This is a genomic window from Tabrizicola sp., assembly GCF_051645465.1.
GTDB lineage: Bacteria > Pseudomonadota > Alphaproteobacteria > Rhodobacterales > Rhodobacteraceae > Tabrizicola.
This window is the reverse complement of the sequence record NZ_JBOFBI010000009.1, coordinates 1-15206: the sequence shown is the minus strand read 5'-3', so window position 1 is coordinate 15206 and position 15206 is coordinate 1. Positions and strand designations below refer to the sequence as shown.

The 15206-nt window shown below is 65.2% G+C and carries 17 protein-coding genes; 12 read left to right on the top strand and 5 right to left on the bottom strand.

The window, feature by feature from the left end:
• Nucleotides 1–4: 4 nt before the first annotated feature.
• The 4 genes from ACRCSW_RS00570 to ACRCSW_RS00555 all read left to right on the top strand — a co-directional run bounded on the left by ACRCSW_RS00570 (nucleotide 5) and on the right by ACRCSW_RS00555 (nucleotide 2643).
• Nucleotides 5–70: a hypothetical protein gene (locus tag ACRCSW_RS00570; protein WP_438702054.1), complete on the top strand. Its 66-nt coding sequence runs from the start codon at nucleotides 5–7 to the stop codon at nucleotides 68–70.
• A gap of 10 nt (nucleotides 71–80) precedes the next feature.
• Entirely contained in the window at nucleotides 81–380 is a 300-nt protein-coding gene (locus ACRCSW_RS00565; protein WP_438702051.1) for a light-harvesting protein, read from the top strand.
• Between the two features lie 141 nt (nucleotides 381–521).
• Nucleotides 522–1946 (top strand): PucC family protein, encoded by a 1425-nt coding sequence (locus ACRCSW_RS00560; protein ID WP_438702050.1) that lies wholly within the window; start codon nucleotides 522–524, stop codon nucleotides 1944–1946.
• A gap of 64 nt (nucleotides 1947–2010) precedes the next feature.
• On the top strand, nucleotides 2011–2643 hold the full coding sequence (locus ACRCSW_RS00555; protein WP_438702049.1) for a hypothetical protein: 633 nt from the start codon (nucleotides 2011–2013) through the stop codon (nucleotides 2641–2643).
• Between the two features lie 63 nt (nucleotides 2644–2706).
• Here ACRCSW_RS00555 and sucD read toward each other — a convergent pair whose 3' ends face one another.
• The 3 genes from sucD to ACRCSW_RS00540 are packed head-to-tail and all read right to left on the bottom strand — an operon-like array spanning nucleotide 2707 to nucleotide 6065.
• Entirely contained in the window at nucleotides 2707–3600 is an 894-nt protein-coding gene (gene sucD / locus ACRCSW_RS00550; protein ID WP_438702048.1) for a succinate--CoA ligase subunit alpha, read from the bottom strand.
• Nucleotides 3600–4796 carry a malate--CoA ligase subunit beta gene (locus ACRCSW_RS00545; protein WP_438702047.1) on the bottom strand — a complete coding sequence of 399 codons (1197 nt, stop codon included), beginning with the start codon at nucleotides 4794–4796 and terminating at the stop codon, nucleotides 3600–3602. The genes sucD and ACRCSW_RS00545 overlap by 1 nt, the downstream gene beginning before the upstream one ends.
• A gap of 21 nt (nucleotides 4797–4817) precedes the next feature.
• Entirely contained in the window at nucleotides 4818–6065 is a 1248-nt protein-coding gene (locus ACRCSW_RS00540) for an aminotransferase (RefSeq protein ID WP_438702046.1), read from the bottom strand.
• A gap of 331 nt (nucleotides 6066–6396) precedes the next feature.
• On the opposite strand from ACRCSW_RS00540, the gene ACRCSW_RS00535 reads away from it, so the two are divergent.
• From ACRCSW_RS00535 to ACRCSW_RS00525, 3 genes are all read left to right on the top strand, one after another.
• Nucleotides 6397–6999: a LuxR C-terminal-related transcriptional regulator gene (locus tag ACRCSW_RS00535; protein ID WP_438702053.1), complete on the top strand. Its 603-nt coding sequence runs from the start codon at nucleotides 6397–6399 to the stop codon at nucleotides 6997–6999.
• Nucleotides 7000–7086: 87 nt separating this feature from the next.
• The gene (locus ACRCSW_RS00530) at nucleotides 7087–8064 is read left to right on the top strand and encodes an HpcH/HpaI aldolase/citrate lyase family protein (protein ID WP_438702045.1); all 978 of its coding nucleotides are present in this window, start codon (nucleotides 7087–7089) and stop codon (nucleotides 8062–8064) included.
• 1 nt (nucleotide 8065) lies between these two features.
• Entirely contained in the window at nucleotides 8066–9169 is a 1104-nt protein-coding gene (locus ACRCSW_RS00525) for a cis-3-hydroxy-L-proline dehydratase (protein WP_438702044.1), read from the top strand.
• Here the strand turns inward: ACRCSW_RS00525 and ACRCSW_RS00520 are convergent.
• Complete coding sequence (locus ACRCSW_RS00520) at nucleotides 9166–10272, bottom strand: Gfo/Idh/MocA family protein (protein ID WP_438702043.1); 1107 nt, start codon at nucleotides 10270–10272, stop codon at nucleotides 9166–9168. The two genes, ACRCSW_RS00525 and ACRCSW_RS00520, sit on opposite strands and share 4 nt — an antisense overlap.
• A gap of 9 nt (nucleotides 10273–10281) precedes the next feature.
• Nucleotides 10282–10983, bottom strand: coding sequence for a GntR family transcriptional regulator (locus ACRCSW_RS00515; protein ID WP_438702042.1), 702 nt, complete (start codon nucleotides 10981–10983; stop codon nucleotides 10282–10284).
• 89 nt (nucleotides 10984–11072) lie between these two features.
• Between ACRCSW_RS00515 and ACRCSW_RS00510 the strand changes: the two genes are divergently transcribed.
• From ACRCSW_RS00510 to ACRCSW_RS00490, 5 genes are read left to right on the top strand one after another with little or no spacing between them, the layout of a single operon-like run.
• Nucleotides 11073–12230: an LLM class flavin-dependent oxidoreductase gene (locus ACRCSW_RS00510; protein WP_438702041.1), complete on the top strand. Its 1158-nt coding sequence runs from the start codon at nucleotides 11073–11075 to the stop codon at nucleotides 12228–12230.
• Nucleotides 12231–12235: 5 nt separating this feature from the next.
• The gene (locus ACRCSW_RS00505; RefSeq protein ID WP_438702052.1) at nucleotides 12236–13126 is read left to right on the top strand and encodes an aldo/keto reductase; all 891 of its coding nucleotides are present in this window, start codon (nucleotides 12236–12238) and stop codon (nucleotides 13124–13126) included.
• Nucleotides 13126–13269 carry a hypothetical protein gene (locus ACRCSW_RS00500; RefSeq protein ID WP_438702040.1) on the top strand — a complete coding sequence of 48 codons (144 nt, stop codon included), beginning with the start codon at nucleotides 13126–13128 and terminating at the stop codon, nucleotides 13267–13269. The genes ACRCSW_RS00505 and ACRCSW_RS00500 overlap by 1 nt, the downstream gene beginning before the upstream one ends.
• A 40-nt stretch (nucleotides 13270–13309) precedes the next feature.
• Nucleotides 13310–13915, top strand: a complete 606-nt coding sequence (locus tag ACRCSW_RS00495; RefSeq protein ID WP_438702039.1) for a TRAP transporter small permease — start codon at nucleotides 13310–13312, stop codon at nucleotides 13913–13915.
• Entirely contained in the window at nucleotides 13916–15205 is a 1290-nt protein-coding gene (locus ACRCSW_RS00490; protein ID WP_438702038.1) for a TRAP transporter large permease, read from the top strand. It abuts the gene before it with no gap.
• The last annotated feature ends 1 nt before the right edge of the window (nucleotide 15206 follow it).

Below are 15206 nucleotides of genomic sequence, written 5' to 3'. Positions count from 1 at the left end.
ACGGGTGTTCGGGGTCATCGCCTTGATCGCGCACGTTCTGGTGGCCGTCTCGACGCCCTGGCTCGGCTGAGGAGGAAAGCATGAACAACGCCAAGATGTGGCTTGTCGTCAAGCCGACGGTCGGAATTCCGCTTTTCCTTGCGGGCGTGGCCATCGGGTCTTTCGCGGTGCATGTCGCGGTCCTGAGCAACACCACCTGGGTCGCTGACTTCCTGTCGGGCAAGCCCTTGGGCGCCGGCATGGCGGCCTTGGAAACCGGGGTGCCTGAGGTCGCGAATGCGGCCTATGTCGCTCCGGGCTCGCCGGACATCATGGTCAGGATGCCGGATGGCACCATGGCCCATGCGGTCTTGACCGAAGACACCTCGACCCTGAACTGAGCCTCTCCGGAAACGGGTAGGATCAAGCTACGGGCGGGGGGCGTGCCCTAGGAAGGGCGACGTTTTCCCCGCCCGCCTTCACCGGGCCCGGCATGGTGCTGGGCCGAGGCCAGGCAGGGCTATCGGGGGCGGGCAGAGCACATGTTCAACTATCGCCGCTTTGCACTGGGAAAGATCGCGGGCATGTCCTCGCGATTCCTGCCGTTTGCCGATGTCGCAAGCGACGAGGTGCCGCTGTCACGGCTTCTGCGGCTGTCGCTTTTCCAGGTCACCGTCGGCATGGCGCTGGTGCTGCTGGTCGGCACGCTGAACCGGGTGATGATCGTCGAGCTGCGTGTTCCGGCAACGCTGGTCGGCGTTATGCTGGCGCTGCCCCTGGTCTTCGCGCCGCTTCGCGCCCTGATCGGCCACAAGTCGGACAACTACGTCTCGGCCCTGGGTCTGCGGCGTATTCCCTACATCTTCAAAGGCACGATGCTGCAGTTCGGCGGCTTCGCGATCATGCCCTTCGCGCTTCTGGTGCTGTCGGGCTATGGCGAAGCGATCGATGCACCGCGGTGGATCGGCCTGAGCTCGGCCGCGCTGGCGTTCCTTCTGGTCGGCGCAGGCGTCCATATCGTGCAGACCGTCGGGCTGGCCCTTGCCACCGACCTCGTGCCGGAAGAGGACCAGCCCAAGGTCGTGGGCCTGATGTATGTGATGCTTCTTCTGGGCATGATCGTCAGCGCTTTCGTGTTCGGCAGGCTCTTGCAGGACTATACTCCGGGGCGGCTGGTCCAGGTCATCCAGGGCTCGGCGGTGGTGACGGTCGTGCTGAACGGTGTCGCCCTTTGGAAGCAGGAGGCGCGGGACCGGGTGCGCGGCCAGGCGCCGCAGCGCGTCGTGGCTTTCCGCACCGCATGGCGGCGGCTGACGCAGGGCCGCGGGATGATCCGGCTTCTGGCGGTGATCGCCTGCGGCACAGCGGGGTTTGGCATGGCGGATGTGCTGCTGGAGCCTTTTGGCGGCCAGGTCCTTGGCCTTTCCGTCGGGCGGACGACCGATCTGACGGTGGCTTTGGCGACGGGAAGTCTGGTGGGCTTTGGCCTTGCGTCCCGGTGGATCGGCCGGGGCGGTCGACCGCTGGGTGTGGCGCAGCTGGGTGCGGTTTGCGGGGTGCCGGCGTTCGGGCTGGTGATCGTCTCGGCCTTTGCTGGCTCGGCGGGGATCTTCTATCTGGCAACGCTTCTGGCCGGGTTCGGCGCGGGGCTCTTCAGCCACGGCACCCTGACCGCGACAATGCGCGCGGCTCCGCGTGACCAGATCGGGCTGGCGCTTGGCGCCTGGGGTGCCGTGCAGACGACGGCGGCGGGCCTCGCCATCGCGGTCGGGGGGGTGATCCGCGACGCGATTGTCGTGGAGACGGGGGCCGGAACGGGCTCGGCGCTACCCTACATCCCGGTCTTCAGCCTTGAGATCGCACTTCTGGTCCTTGCGCTGGCCCTGTCGCTTCATCTTCTGCGGGCAGGAGTGGACGGCACGGATGCGGAGGCTAACTCGATGTTGGGGGTGGCGGCAGGGCGCTGATCCGCCGGGCCACTTCGCAGCGTCAGCATTGGACGATCGTAACTGATACTCGGAAAGGTGAGACATGACGACGATCATCACACGGCTATACGCCGATACCGCCGCCGCACGGGCCGCCGCGAACGACCTGATAGGCAGGGGCCACAGCGACGACTATATCAGCATCATCACCAAGGACGGCGATGGGTCGGTTGCCGATCGGATGACGGCCTCGCGGGTCAACGCGGCCTCGGCCCGTGCCTATAGCCCGCATGTCGCCAAGGGCGCGGCGCTTCTGGTGGTCCAGGCCCCCTTCAACCCGTTCGGCGCTGCCCGCGATGCGATCCGGACCTTGCAGAAGCACAAGTCGCTGGATGCAGGTGTCGCGAACGAGAACGAATACATCCGTGAGCAGCCCCCGATCGAGACGAGCGGAAAGGTGATGCAGGGCACCGTCTTCTTCATGTCGAACCCGCACCGTTCGATGGGACATGGCCATATACTCGGCAGCAACCCGATCCTGCCCGCGAAGCCGCGCACCTCGGCGATCAGCGGGGGGGCCTATATGTCCACCAAGTTCTGGCCGATGAAGCTGGTGTCGTCACCCAAGGAAGGGACGTCTGCCATCCGGGGCGGGTTCCTCTTCTCGTCGCTTTTCGGCATTCCGACAGTGGTCCGCGAGTGGGCTCCGCGCGACGAGATCAAGACCATCATCTGAGCGAGGCTTGGGGGCGCGAAGGATCGCGCCCTCACCCTTTCAACGGCATCTCACCTGGCTGTTTCAGGCGGCCCGCTTGCCCATGACGCGCGCCACTGTGTCGCCGATGACCGAGGGGTTCTCGGCCACAGTCACGCCTGCTGCCGTCAGGATCTCTACCTTCTCGGACGCGCTTTCCCCGAAGGCCGAGATGATCGCCCCCGCGTGGCCCATCGTGCGGCCCTTTGGTGCCGTCAGGCCCGCAATGTAGGCGATGACCGGCTTCGTCATATGCTCCTGGATGTAGGCTGCGGCTTCGGCCTCTTGCGGGCCGCCGATCTCGCCGATCATGCAGACGATGTGGGTGTCGGGGTCCGCCTCGAAGCGTTCCAGAATGTCGCGGAAGCTCGATCCGTTGATCGGGTCGCCGCCGATCCCGACGGACGTCGATATCCCGATGCCGTGGTCCTTCAGCTGCTGCGCCGCCTCATAGCCGAGCGTGCCCGAACGGCTGACAATGCCGACGTTCCCGGGCAGGTAGATGTGTCCAGGCATGATGCCCAGAAGCGCCTTGCCGGGGCTGATCGTGCCCGCGCAGTTCGGGCCGGTCAGGACCATCCGCCGCTCACGCGGGTAGCGGAGCATGTAGCGCTTTACCCGGATCATGTCCTGCGCCGGGATGCCGTCGGTGATGCAGACGCAGTAGCGGATACCAGCATCCGCCGCCTCCATGATGCTGTCGGCGGCGAAGGGGGGTGGCACGAAAACCAGGCTGGAGTCGACGCTGGTGGCCGCAACGGCCTGCTTCATCGTGTCGAAGACCGGCACGCCGAAGACGGTTTCGCCGCCTTTGCCCGGCACGACGCCGGCCACGACATTGGTTCCGTAGTCGAGCATTTCCTTGGTGTGAAACTGCGCCATGCGGCCGGTGATGCCCTGCACGACGACGCGGCTGGAACGGTCGAGAAGAATGCTCATCAGACAGCCCTCATCAGTGTGCTTTGCTTGCGGTCGTTCTTCCAGGCGGTCACGGCGCGTTCGGCCGCCTCCATAAGGGTGTTGGCGCGGATGATCGGCAGGCCTGACTTGGCCAGGATCTTCTGCCCTTCCTCGACGTTGGTGCCTGAGAGACGGACGATCACTGGCACGTCCACCGGGTTCGCAGTCAGCGCCTGCACGACGCCTTCGGCAACCCAGTCGCAGCGGTTGATGCCTGCGAAGATGTTGACCAGGATCGCCTGGACGTTCGTGTCCGACATGACGAGCTTGAAGGCCTTGGCAACCCTCTCAGGCGTCGCCCCGCCGCCGATGTCGAGGAAGTTGGCGGGCTCACCCCCGGCCAGCTTGATCGTGTCCATCGTGGCCATGGCGAGGCCGGCGCCATTCACGATGCAACCGATGTTGCCGGACAGGCCGATGTAGGCCAGCCCCCGGTCGGCCGCGCGGGCTTCGCGGGGGTCTTCCTGGCTTTTGTCGCGCAGCTCGGCGATCTGGGGGTGGCGGAAGAGCGCGTTGCTGTCGAAAGTCATCTTGGCATCCAGCGCCAGGACGCGGTTGTCGGCGGTGATGACCAAGGGGTTGATCTCGACCATGGTCGCGTCGAGCTCGCGGAAGGCGCGGTAGCAGCCCTGCAACGTGCGCACCATCTGCTGGGTCAGGGCGGCGGGCACGCCAAGCGCATAGGAGATCTCGCGCGCCTGGAATTCCTGCAAACCGACCGCCGGTTCAACCGTTGACCGTACAAGCGACTCGGGCCGACTGGCCGAGATGTCCTCGATCTCCATCCCGCCTTCGGACGAGGCGACGATCATCACGCGCTGCGAACTTCTGTCGAGCACGAGGCCCAGATAGATCTCGCGGGTGAAGTCCACGGCAGCTTCCACGTAGACGCGATAGATGCCTTTGCCCTCAGGCCCCGTTTGGTGCGTCACCAGCTTCTGGCCGAACATGTCGTTTGTCGCATCATGGATTTCGTGCTCGGACTTGCAGAGCTTTACTCCGCCCGCCTTGCCCCGGCCACCGGTGTGGACCTGCGCCTTGACGATCCAGCGGTCGCCTCCAAGCTCACGCGCCCGATAGGCCGCCTGCTCGGGGCTGTAGGCCAGCGCGCCATCTGGCACTGCGACGCCGAAGCGGGCCAGGATTTCCTTCGCCTGATATTCGTGGATGTCCATTCTTCCCTCCCTTGATCAGGCTCACTCGGCCGCGATGCTCATCTGATAGTGGTCGCGCAAAGCGGCACGGGCAGCCTGGATGTCGACAGCCGCCCCGAACTCCGCCATGGCCGCGGCAAAGCGTTCGACGATATCGGTGATGGCCGCCTCGGACAGCTGGTTCAGGATGCCGATCCGCACCTGAACCGGCTCGGACAGCGTGGGCCAGATGCCGAAGCCCTTGGCCCGGCACATCTGGACCAGCTCCTTCTCACGACCCGCGAGGGCCGGCGGCAGGTTCAGGACCACAAGGCTGTACATGTTCGACGTGACAGTGCAGCCAAGCGTCGTCACCGCTTTGCGGAGCGCCGCCTCGTGCCAGATGTAATCGCGGGCCTTCTGCGCCTTGCCGTGCTGCAGGTTGATCCGCAGCGCCTCATGGAACGCCGCTACCGCATAGCCGGAGTGGGTGCGGTGATAGGTTCCTGCCGCCGTGTCCCTGCCATCAATGATACCCCAGTGACGGGCCTCCAGGATCGGGTGATGCACGTAGCTTTGGCAGCCGTTCGCCTGCAGATGGGCAATGTGGCGGTCAGTAAAGCTGACCGGCGCGTAGGTCAGGGGCAGGCAAAGGACGCCCTTCTGCGGGCAGGACGCCCAGCCCGCGACCCCTGGGAAATCATCGATGTCGAAGTCGGCGATGCCGAGAGACGAGACGGCATTGACCAGACCCATGACGCCATGCCGTTCGCAGGCGTCGGAAAACGCGCGGAGGTCGTTGATCCGGCCCGAGCCGGTTTCCCAGTGCGCCATCACCGCCCAGGTCGGCTTCTTCTGGGCCAGCGCCGCATCGATCACGTCCGCAGTCACCGACTGGCCATGCGGCACGGTCACCACTGTCACGTTGGCGGGCTTCGGGTCCATCGGGTTCGCCGCCAGATCGGCACGTGTCGCCGCCTTCATCCGGACGGTCAGCGCATCGATGCCGCTGAAGGTGCCGTTGGCGAAGGCCACCACCGTATCGCCCGGAAGGATTGCGCTGAACAGGCAGTCGAGCCCGCTCCACCCCGTACCAGCCACGCCGAACGTGTGGACGTTCCGCGTACCCCAGACCTTGCGCAGCATGTGCTTGGCCTCGACCATTCCACGCAGAACGTCCGCCTGCATATGGTCGGCGAGGCCTGCGTTGGCAAAGCTCGCCAGAACCCGCGCGTCGGTGTTGCCGGGGCCTGGTCCTGCGGCCAAAGTCTCGGGGATGGAGAGTTGCGGAAAGATTTCGGTGATACTCATCGATAAACCCCCGGCCTGATACGGAACTTGCGTCCGCGTCGCCGCGAACCCTTGGGAGAGCCGCCTTAGCAGACCAGCGACCAATCCGGGTGCAGCGGAGAAGCGGTCGCGGGTTCTGCCTTGGACGGTTGTCCTGTCGCCCAAAAAAGCGGCTCTCGACAGATCCCGCAACATTCCTATATCCTGCCTTTGGGCAGCTATTTGGGTGGTATCTTGCCCACCCGAATGGGTTGATATGCCGTCGTATACCAAATCGTACCACCCATATGGGTAGGGTCTGGGCCGCATGACAGACTGGGATAGCCGACCGAAGTCATCGCAAATCACACTCATGCTGGCGGACGGCAATCCGCTGATGCTGACCGCGATGTCCGAGATCTTCGAGAAAGATCCCAGATTCTCGCTGGTTGCGACCGCTGCCACGGCGGAGGGGTTCCTCGGCATGGTGATGCGGATGCCCGTGCAGGTCGGCGTGATCGACTGGAACATCCCCGCGCTTGGCGGTGCTAGGCTGATTGACGTCCTTCGTGCCCAACCGAACGCGCCCCGGCTTATCGTCTACGCGGAAGAGGCGGGCGAGATTCCCCGCAAAGCGATGGCTGCAGGGGCGGCGGGGTTCGTCGCGCGGTCCGAGTCGGTGAACCGGCTGCTGGATACCTGCGCGGCCGTGGCGAACGGCCAGATGGTCTTTCCCTTCCTCGACATCCGCAGCCTGAAGCAGGACCCGATCGAGCAGCTTTCCCCACGGGAACGGACCCTGCTCGAGGCGCTCTCACAAGGCCTGACCAACCGCGAGCTTGCGCGCGACCTTGAGATCAGCACGAACACGGTGAAGTTCCATCTGTCGAACCTGTTCGACAAGCTGTCAGTGAAGAACCGCGCGCAGGCGATTGCGTTCTACTACGCCAACCGCGCATCCCGGGGTGAGTTCTGACCGCTGGTGATTTGCCTCTTGACGAAGCGGACCCGTCTGGCCGATGCCTAGGGCGGGTGCAGCTCCTCGATCCATCAGGAGCAATGAATGTCTTTCCACGTGATCCAGCAGGCGCCCGCGCGCCTGAACCGGAGTGAGCTTGCCGTTCCCGGCAGCGCGCCGCAGATGTTTGAAAAAGCGGCGCAATCCGACGCAGACGTGATCTTCCTTGACCTTGAGGACGCCGTCGCCCCGGACGACAAGCCGCAGGCCCGCAAGAACATCATCAAGGCCCTGAACGAGATCGACTGGGGCAAGAAGACGATGTCGGTCCGAATCAACGGGCTCGACACGCACTACATGTACCGCGACGTAGTGGATGTGGTCGAACAGGCCGGAGAGCGGCTGGACCTGATCATGATCCCCAAGGTCGGCACCGCTGCTGATGTCTATGCGGTCGACATGCTGGTGACCCAGATCGAGGATGCCAAAGGCTACAAGAAGCGGATCGGGTTCGAGCACATCATCGAAACCGCGCTTGGCATGCAGAATGTGACCGAAATCGCGGGCGCCTCGAAGCGCAACGAAAGCCTGCATTTCGGGGTGGCCGACTATGCCGCCTCGACCCGCGCGCGGACTACCATCATCGGCGGCGTGAACCCGGACTATTCGGTGCTGACCGACACGCTGGAAGACGGCAGCCGCGCCGTGCACTGGGGCGACATGTGGCACTATGCGCTCGCCCGGATGGTCGTCGCAGCCCGCGCCAATGGCTTGCGGCCGGTTGACGGACCGTTCGGCGACTTCTCGGACCCCGACGGCTACCGCGCCGCAGCCCGCCGCGCCGCGGTGCTGGGGTGTGAGGGGAAATGGGCCATCCATCCCAGCCAGATCGCGCTCGCGAATGAGGTGATGAGCCCGAGCGAGGCCGAGGTGAACAGGGCCACACGCATCCTCGACGCAATGGAAAAGGCTGCGGCCGAGGGCAAGGGTGCGGTGTCGCTGGATGGGCGGCTGATCGACTACGCCTCGATCCGGCAGGCCGAAGTGCTGGTCCAGAAGGCCCGGCAGATTTCGGGCGGCTGACATGAAGATCACCGCTATCCGGGCCTATCAGGTCGACCTGCCGCTGAAAGAAGGCCGCTACAGCTGGTCGAACGGGAATTACGTCGAAGTCTTCGATGCGACAGTCGTAGCGGTGGAGACCGATGCGGGGATCACCGGCTGGGGCGAGTGCTGCCCGCTCGGCTCGGCCTACTTGCCCGCCTATGCCCTCGGCGTCCGCTCGGGCCTGGCCGAGATTGCGCCCAAAGTCATCGGGATGGACCCGCGCGATCTCTGGGTGCTGAACCGGCATATGGATGCTGTGCTGCGCGGGCACCCCTATGTCAAGGCCGCCATCGACGTGGGCTGCTGGGACATTCTGGGCAAGGCGTCGGGCCTGCCCTGCTACCAGTTGCTTGGCGGCAAGGCGCAGGACGACATCAAGCTTTACCGAGCCATCTCGCAGGTCGGGCCTGAGGCGATGGCGGCGAACGTGGCCGGTTACCGGGCCGAGGGGTACACCAAGTTCCAGCTCAAGGTCGGGGCCGACGCCGACAGCGACATCGCCCGCATTCGTGCGGCCCGGGCGATCCTGCAGCCCGGTGATATCCTGGTGGCCGACGCCAACACCGGCTGGACCATGCACGAAGCGGCCCGCGTCGTGAACGCCGTGCGGGACGTCGATGTCTACATCGAGCAGCCCTCGCCGACCTATGAGGAGTGCCTCGTGACCCGCCGCCGCACTGCTCTGCCCTTCGTGCTGGACGAAGTGATCGGCGACGTCCGTGACCTGATGCGCGGCATTGCTGATGGGGCGATGGATGTGATCAATCTGAAGATCTCGAAGGTCGGGGGGCTGACGAAAGCGCGTCAGATGCGGGATTTGTGTATCAGCGCAGGGATTCCGATGACCATCGAGGACACCTGGGGCGGCGACATCGTGACCGCAACGATCGCCCATCTGGCCCAATCGACGCCCAAGGAGTTCTGCTTCTCGGCCACCGACTTCAACTCCTACGGCACGAAAGACATCGCCACTGGTGCGCCGAAGCGGGTCAACGGCACAATGCGGGCGTCCGATGCTCCGGGGCTTGGGATAGAGCCGATCCTGCAGGCGCTGGGTCGCCCGGTGCTGGAGATATCCTAGGCCGGCGCGTAGCCCGTGCGGGACAGGAGCACCGCCTCACCCGAGGCAGCGCTTTGCTGGGCGGCCATGCCCATCGCCACCGCCCACCAGCCATCGGTCAGGCTGACCTCGGGCACCTGTTGGCCCAAGGCGGCGCGGGCAAAGCCCTGATGCTGGTAGAAGGTCGATCCATTGTGGTCGCCCGCAGCCAGCAGCGCCGGATCGACCGGCACCTCTAGCTCGATCGGACCGGCCGGGTTGCGCGGGCTGACGATCACCTTCGGCACAGGAGCCGGGCCAAGGTGTTCCGGCCAGAACCGGCCCGGCCCCGGCACCAGGCATTCGATCTTGCCGGCCGGCCCGACCGCCGAGATCTCCTCCTGATACCGGCTGCCTTCGGCGAACATGCAAAGCTCCAGCATCGCCCGCATCCCACTTTCGAAATCGACGATGACATAGGCGTGGTCCCAGATGTCCGACCGCTGGCCACCATAGACCTCATCCAGATGGTTCACCGCCTGCCCGCCCGAGGCCATCACGCGCACCGGATTGCAGCCTGCCACGAGGCGCATCAGGTCGAAGAAATGGCAGCACTTCTCCACCAGCGTCCCGCCGGAGTTGCGGTTGAACCGGTTCCAGTCGCCGACCTTACTTAGGAACGGATAGCGATGTTCGCGGATTGTCAGCATCCGCGCGCCGCCGGTCGCCTGATGCGCCTCGCGCAGCAGATGCGCGACGGGCGGCATATAGCGGTACTCCATCGCCACCCAGATCGGCGCGGGATAGGCATTGCGAAGCGCCATCAGGCGGGGGGCATCGGCGGGATCGGTGAAGAGCGGCTTTTCGCACAGGACCGGAAGCGGGCGGATGGCCGCGATCTCCTCCAGCTGCTGCAGGTGCAGGAAGTTCGGGCTGGCGATGAGGAGGGCCGTGACCTCGGGCACAGCCAGAAGATCGGCGATTGAGCCAACCATCCGCGCGCCCTGCGCCAATGCCGCCGCCGCCGCGCGCATTGCTGGATCGGGCTCGAAGATCGCCTCGACGCGCGCATCGGGCAACAAAGCGATGTTGCGCAGATGCTCTTGCCCCATCATGCCACAGCCGATGATGCCGTATCCGATCATGCTCGCTTCCTATTTCAGTCGCGCGACATAGCGCACGGTTTCAGGGTCATACCAGGTGAACGAAGCCTCGACCGACTGCCCGTCGCCCGCCCAGCTCACACGGGTGATCAGCGGCAGGGGCGTGCCGGGGGCATGGGGAAACTCCGGCGGAGCCCAGTCGGGCAATGGCCCCTGACCAATCCGGTCCTCGGCGCGTGCGATCCAGAGGCCAAGGCGCTGGCGATAGAAAAGGTAGAGCGACTCCAGAAGGTCGGACGGCCCAAGCCGGTCAACATGCGCCGCGTCCAGCCAGATTTCCTCGACCGCCGCGACTTGCCCCGACAGGAACCGCAAGCGCCGGATGCGGTGGCCTTCGGGATGGCTGCCGAAGGGTGGCAACTGCGGGTCCTTGAGGCAGCGGTCCACCGTCAGGACACGCGCGGTCGGCAGGCCGCCGCCTTCGACCCGCTCCAACCGGAAGAGCGCATAGACCGATGTCGCATCGGACTTGGCCCGGATGTAGTTGCCCGACCCCTGCACCCGGTCCAAGAGCCCCTTCTCGGTCAGCGATTTCAGCGCCTGCCGCAGCGTGCCGACGGCAATCCCAAGGCCCGCCGCCATATCGCGTTCGGGGGGCAGCTTCTCACCGTCGATCAGCCGCCCGGCGGCGACATCGCGGATCAGCAGTTCGGCGATCTGCTGGTAGAGCGGCAGTGAGCCCGTGGCGGACATGGCGGGGTCCTGGGAAATTGATACAGTATTGATCTATATCATGGCCAGTGCTACGCAAGAGGAAATCGGCATCCACATGGCAGGGAATCATGTCCGTCGTCCCGATCACCTCGCCCGATCTGGATGCCTGCGAGGTCAGCTGGTTCGCCGCCCTCTGCTCGGACGACTACCAGTTCCTCGGCGTGCCTGACGGCGATTTGCGGTCCAGCTGGGAGCATTGCTCGGACATCGTGGCTCGGGCCGAGGCGCACGGCTTTCGCAACATCCTCTGCCCATCGTCCTACCAGGTGGGACAGGACACGCTGTCCTTCGTGGCCGGCTGCGCCCCGATCACCAGCGCGATCAACTTCCTCGCCGCGATCCGTTGCGGCGAGATGCAGCCCGTCATGCTGGCCCGCACGGTCGCCACGCTCGACCACATGCTGAAGGGGCGGCTGACGCTGAATGTCATCTCCTCCGACTTTCCAGGAGAGGTCGCCGACAGCGCCTATCGCTACAAACGCAGCCATGAGGTCGTGGAAATTCTGCGGCAGGCCTGGACGCAGGATCACATCGAATACTCGGGCGATGTCTACCAGATCAGCAAGCTGACTGCCGACCCCGCCCGGCCTTACCAGCAGAACGGCGGGCCGCTGCTTTACTTCGGCGGCTATTCCCCCGACGCGCTGGAGCTTTGCGGGGCGCAGTGTGACGTCTATCTGATGTGGCCTGAACCGAAGGAAATGCTGGCCCAGCGGATGCACGACGTTCATGCCCGCGCCGAAGCACATGGCCGGACGCTGGACTATGGCCTTCGCGTCCACATGATCGTCCGCGATACCGAAGCCGAGGCGCGCGACTACGCGGAATTCATCGTCTCGAAGCTGGACGACGAATACGGACAGCTGATCCGCAACCGCGCGCATGACTCGATCAGCCTTGGCGTCGCACATCAGGCCCGCGCGCGCGAGCTGGCCGACCAGTTCGGCTATATCGAGCCGCACATGTGGACCGGGATCGGCCGCGCCCGTTCGGGCTGTGGGGCGGCGCTTGTCGGCTCGGTCGATCAGGTGATGTCCGAGATCGAGGAATACCGTAAGATGGGCATCCGGGCCTTCATCTTCTCGGGCTACCCGCACCTCGACGAGTGCGATCACTTCGGAACGAAGGTTATGCCGCAGCTGAAGACCTGCTCGCTGCCCCACGCTTATGGCCGGGTGCCAACCGCGACGCCCGCCACCCCGCTTGGAATTGGAGAGCGCCGCTGATGACCATGGAGCGCATCACCCTCGGCCCGATCCAGATGTCCCGCCTTGTTTACGGGATGTGGCGGCTGGGGGACGACCCCGACACCTCGCCCGCCCACGTGCAGACGAAGATCGAAGCCTGCCTTGCCCAGGGCATCACCACGATGGACCAGGCCGATATCTATGGCGGCTACACGGCCGAAGGCCTGCTGGGGGCGGCCCTGAAGGCAGCGCCGTCCCTGCGCGACCGGATCGAGATCGTCACCAAATGCGACATCGTGGCCCCGGCGGGCCGTCATTCCGCCGCTCGGGTCAAGTACTACGACACTTCCGCCGCCCATATCACTGCCTCGGTCGAGGCTTCCTTGCGCGAGATGGCCACCGACCGGATAGACCTGCTTCTGATCCACCGCCCCGACCCGCTGATGGACCATCACGAGACGGGCCGCGCACTGGATACGCTGGTGGCCAGCGGCAAAGTGCGGGCGGTCGGTGTCTCGAACTTCCGCCCGTGGGACTTCACCCTTCTGCAATCGGCGATGTCCCAGCCGCTGATCACCAACCAGATCGAACTTTCGCTCGCCTGCCGCGACCCCTTCGTGAACGGCGACCTCGCCTTCCTTCAGGAACGCGGCCGGCCCCCTATGGCCTGGAGCCCGCTGGCAGGCGGCCACCTGCGCGCCGAAAGCGACGCCGCCCTGATCGCCCGGATGGACGAACTTGCCGCCGCCGCTGGCACCGACTGGACTGCCGTTGCCATAGCCTGGCTTCTGCACCACCCGGCGCGGATCATCCCGGTGCTCGGCACCAACACCCTCTCCCGCATCGCCGCCATTTCCGACGCCCTGCGGGTGCCGATGGACCGCCAGACCTGGTTCGAGCTCTACACGCTTGCCCAGAAGCACGAGGTGCCGTGATGACCGATGGCTCCAGGCCCGCGACGCATTTCGTGCCGGATGCCGCGTACAGACGCGCGTTCCGCGATGCGCTTGGCCGTTTTGCCACGGGCGCAGCGCTGGTCTTTGGCAAAGGAACTTACGGAGGATTTGCGGCCGCCTGAGGGAGAGACAGGTGGGATCGACTGTGAAACGGGGAGGAGAATGCACCGGATGCGCCTGGTTGTGGCGATCTGCAACGGTCTGGGATTCATGAACGGGTCGCTGCTTGTGGCGGGCCGGTGGGTTGGCGCTGCCTGCATGGGGCTGATGGTCATCGTCATCCTTGCGCAGGTGTTCTTCCGCTATGTCCTCGGCAGTGCCCTTGCCTGGCCCGAAGAAGCCTCGCGCTTCCTGATGCTCTGGTCGACCGGCCTCATGGCCCCCACAGCCTTCCGCCGCGGCGGGTTCGTCGCCATCGACATGGTTGTCCGCCTCCTGCCCCGAGCGGTAGCGACGGTCCTTTCGGTCCTTCTCCTCGGCCTCATGATCAGCGTCCTTTGGGTCGCGCTAAACATCGGTTGGTCCGAGGTGACGGGCATCGGCGGCCGGTTCGAGACCGACAGCCTGCGGGTGCCTGCGTCCTTCGACCTCTCCGTCTGGGTCAAGGTGCCGAAATCGGCGATGATGGCCTCGCTGCTGGTGGGCGTGGCGCTTCTTCTTCTCGTCGCCGTCGAGCTTCTCCTCCGCAACCTCGCCATCCTGATGGGTCGGCGTGACGACCTGCGCGACATTCCCGAAACCGTCCAGCTGGCCGGGGGTGCCGAGTAGATGCTCAGCTTCTTCGTGCCCGTCTTCCTCGTATTCCTCATGCTCGGCCTGCCGGTTGTCTTCGGGCTGCTGGCCGCCCCGGCGATCCTTCTCTGGCTGAACGGTCAGGAACGCGACATCGTGCTTCTCTACCGCAACGTCTACGAGGGGATGAACTCGTTCCCCCTCATGGCCATCCCATTCTTCATGCTGGCTGGCGAGCTGATGAACCGCGGCGGCATCTCGGCGCGGATCGTCGGCTTTGCGCAGGCCATGGTCGGCCACTTCCGCGGGGGGCTTGCGCAGGTCAACGTCGTCGACTCGATGCTCTTCGCGGGCATCTCGGGGTCGGCGGTGGCCGATGTCTCGGCGCTCGGGTCGATCATAATCCCGCAGATGGAGAAGAAGGGCTACCCGAAGCCCTTCGCCGCCGCGATCACCGCTGCCAGCGCGATCATCGGGCCGATCATCCCGCCCTCGGGCATCATGATCATCTACGCCTATGTCATGGGCGAAAGCGTCGCCGCGCTGTTCCTTGCCGGGGTTGTGCCAGGCATCCTGATCGGCATTGCGCTGATGATCACCATCAAGCTGATGGCCAACCGCTACAACCTGCCCCAGGCGGAGCCGCGCGCCAGCTGGACCGCCGCGGGCCAGGCGGGTGCGGCGGCCTTCTGGCCACTCCTGACCCCAGTCCTTCTGATGGGCGGTATCCTCTCGGGCGTCTTCACCCCGACCGAGGCCGCTGCCGTTGCCGCAGGCTACAGCTTCGTCATCTCCATCTTCGTCCTGCGCACCCTTGGCTGGCGTGACGTGCCCGGCGTGCTGACGCGGGCGGGCATCACCAGCGCGGTGGTCCTGCTCCTCGTCGGCGCAGCCATGGCCTTCAAGACCGTGGCCGCCCTTGCCCATACGCCGGAACTCCTCGCCTCGGCCCTGCTCGGCATCACCGAGAACCCGCTTCTCCTGCTTCTGCTCGTGAACCTGCTTCTGTTCATCGTCGGCATGTTCCTTGACGCCGGACCCGCGATCATCATCCTTGGTCCGATCCTTGCCCCCATCTTCGTCCAGATGGGCGTGGATCCAGTACACTTCGCCATCGTCATGGTCGTGAACCTGACCGTCGGCCTGCTGACGCCGCCCATGGGCCTTGTGCTCTTCGCCACCTCGGCGGTCTCCAACCTGCGGGTCGAGACGATTGCCCGCGCCGTGCTGCCCTTCCTCGCGGTCGAAATCCTGGTGATCCTCATAATCACCTACATCCCCGCGATTTCGCTGACCCTGCCCCGCCTGGCAGGTTTCGTGGACTGAC